We start from the raw sequence: 2,746 nt of genomic DNA, 5'->3' as shown, positions 1-2,746 counted from the left end.
GGGCGCGCCGTGCAGCAGATATGGCCAGCGAATGCGCAGCGGGCTGTCGGCGGCGAACAGGAAATGCGGCAGGTCGCGGAACACCGACGGGCCGTTTACCGGCACGCAACCGTACGGCGCGAACGTCGCGGCATTGCCGAACGACGCGCCCTGGCCGACGCCGGCCGGATCGAACAGCGTCACGCGATGCCCGTCGCGTTGCAGCCATGCCGCCGCGCCGAGCCCGATGAAGCCTGCACCCACGATGGCGACGTTCGCCATGACGCTTCCCCTCCGGAGGAGATGATTCACACAAAGTTGCGATCAAGAATCACACAGTAAATTTTTGTGTGCAATCAAAATAATATTGTGTGGTGCTGGCGTTTACCCGATTTCAACTCGCTGATTCAGCAGACTTTTCAGTGAATGATTGACGGGGCGGGGAGGTCCTATACAATCGCGGGGCAAGCCAAAACGGCAGACAAACGCTTTTTGTGTGGTCACGGGCGACAGATGGCATCAGACAAACTTTCCGGCGAGCGCGATGGCGGCTTGCCGGCACCGGCGAAGCGGCCGACCTACGTCGAGGTCTCGAGCTCGATCGAGGCGGAAATCCGCAACGGCATGTATCCGCCCGGCAGCCGCCTGCCGCCGCAGCGCCAGCTCGCGACCGAACTCGGCATCAACGTGTCGACGGTGTCGCGTGCGTACAAGGAATTGCAGCTGCGCGGCCTCGTGATCGGCAGCAAGCGTCGCGGCTCGCTCGTCACCGGCGGCGCGATGCCGAGCATCGAGCCGGCCCGCGCATCGCTTGCGGCGGGCAACGGCGTGATCGACCTGACCGTGAACCGCCCGGCGACCGGCGAATTTCTCGCGAGCCTCGCGCAGACCTTCGCCACGCTGCCGAACGACCCGCGCTTCGCCGCGCTGCAGGAATACCAGCCGCCGCAGGGCCCCGACTGGGCGCGTGCAGCCGGCGCGCAGTGGCTGGCCGCGCCGGGCTTCGCGCCGTCGCCCGACCAGGTGGTCGTCACGAGCGGCGCGCAGCACGGGCTGTATGCGGTACTCAACAGCCTGATCGGCACCGACGGTGTGATCGTCGCCGACCGCCTCACGTATTACGGGCTCAAGGCGCTCGCGCCGGTGTTCCAGTTCGAGATCGTCAGCGCGCCAGCCGACGACGACGGCCTGCTGCCCGACGAGATCGAACGGATCTGCCAGCGCATGCCGGTCAAGGCGATCTTCGTCGTGCCTAATCTGCAAAACCCGACCGTGACGACGATGAGCCTCGCGCGCCGCATGGCGCTCGTCGACATCGCGCGGCGCCATCACGTGACGATCATCGAGGACGACGTGTACGGCCCGCTCGTGCGCGACCGGCTGCCGGCGATCGCGGGGCTGTGCCCGGAGCTGACGTTCCATATCGGCGCGACGTCGAAGATCCTCGCGCCGGGGCTGCGCCTCGGCTACCTGAGCTGTCCGCGCGACAGCGTCGCGCTGTGCGCGGAAGCCGTGCGGACCACCGCATGGATGCCGGCGCCCACGTCGATGTTGATCGCGACGGTATGGATCGAGGACGGCACCGCCGAGCGGATCATGGCCGCGCAACTCGCGGAGATTCGCGCACGCGTCGATCTCGCGCGGGAACTGCTGCCGGCCGGGCAACTGAAGGCCGACCCCGCCTGCATGTTCGTGTGGCTGCGGCTGCCGCCGCCGTGGCGGGCCGACGACTTCGCCGCGAATGCGAAAGCGCGCGGCGTGATCGTGATGCCGTCGTCGACTTTCGCGGTCGACCGCGCGGAACTCGAGCACGGCGTGCGCATCAACCTCGCGTGCCCGGCCACCCGCGACGAACTCGTCAACGGGCTGCGCATCCTGTCCGGCACGCTGAAGGACCGGCCGCGCGCGCTGTTCGGTTCGATCTGACGGCGCCGGCTCAGTCGAGCCACCCCGCGACGACGTCGACGATCCGCTGCAGCAGCGCTTCGTCACAAGGCAGCCACGGCACCGCGCGCAGCAGCGACGGCGGCGGCGCGATCGCCGGTTCGACCGGCTCGCCGTCGCGCGTCACGCGTCGCGCGGCCGGTCGCGCAATGCAACGACCACGCGCCGGCGCGCACGTGGCGTTCGTCGATCGTGATCCTCCCTTGCGCAACCGGTTCGGCGAATACGAGCGACAGCACATGCCTGCGATGTTGCGCCATCACGCCCCGCGGCAAGTCCGACAACCGGTTCAGGCGCCCAGCGTCGCGTCTCGATACCGCGTTGGCGGACCGGGTCCGTCGCGCGGGCCTTAGCCGTCTAGCCGCCGCGCGGGTGGCATCGTCGTCGAGCGCGAACGCGGCCACGCTGACGAGCAGATCGACCGCACGCGCGACTTCCGGGAACACGACCGGATCGGGTTCGCCGATCGGCAGCGGCGCTCAGCGCGCGCGATGCCGGTGAAGCGCGCGCTGGCGGTCGTGTCGGTCAGTCTTGCGACGAGCAGATCAACGAGGGTGCGATCAGACAGGTGTGCACTTCTGGACAGTCGCGCCGTTCTGGCGCGATTACTTCTGTACTGATCGGACGGCGTGCATCGCACCGCCGACGCCGGCTACAGATTCGATCGTGTACCGCATGGTGGGGCGCTCACCACGAAAACCAGTATTGCGCTCCCATGGGTCCGACCGGACGAAGGCCCGTGCGGCGGGCGTCCCGGGCCGATCCGGCCGCGCTGTGCCGGCCCACTGGCCAACCGGCCGTCCGGCCATTTCATAAGACGTAC

3 protein-coding genes are annotated in these 2,746 nt (G+C 68.2%); 1 reads left to right on the top strand and 2 read right to left on the bottom strand.

Translation table 11 applies throughout. The features are described 5' to 3' along the window. A partial coding sequence (locus JMF86_RS33485; RefSeq protein WP_201317345.1) for an FAD-dependent oxidoreductase occupies positions 1-261 on the bottom strand: 261 nt, incomplete at its 3' end. Positions 262-492: 231 nt separating this feature from the next. Here JMF86_RS33485 and JMF86_RS33480 point away from each other — a divergent pair. Then, positions 493-1,905: a PLP-dependent aminotransferase family protein gene (locus JMF86_RS33480; protein WP_011545633.1), complete on the top strand. Its 1,413-nt coding sequence runs from the start codon at positions 493-495 to the stop codon at positions 1,903-1,905. Positions 1,906-1,915: 10 nt separating this feature from the next. Here the strand turns inward: JMF86_RS33480 and JMF86_RS35330 are convergent, their stop codons facing one another. Then, the gene (locus tag JMF86_RS35330; RefSeq protein ID WP_023475958.1) at positions 1,916-2,050 is read right to left on the bottom strand and encodes a hypothetical protein; all 135 of its coding nucleotides are present in this window, start codon (positions 2,048-2,050) and stop codon (positions 1,916-1,918) included. Between the last annotated feature and the right edge of the window lie 696 nt (positions 2,051-2,746).

Source organism: Burkholderia sp. E168m15, from assembly GCF_016586105.1.
In the GTDB taxonomy this organism is placed as follows: Bacteria; Pseudomonadota; Gammaproteobacteria; order Burkholderiales; family Burkholderiaceae; genus Burkholderia; species Burkholderia orbicola.
This window is presented reverse-complemented; position numbering and strand designations above follow the sequence as displayed.

Coding starts and splice junctions, on each gene's coding strand:
- JMF86_RS33480 (WP_011545633.1), top strand. CDS start 493: ATGGCATCAGACAAACTTTCCGGCGAGCGCGATGGCGGCTTGCCGGCA.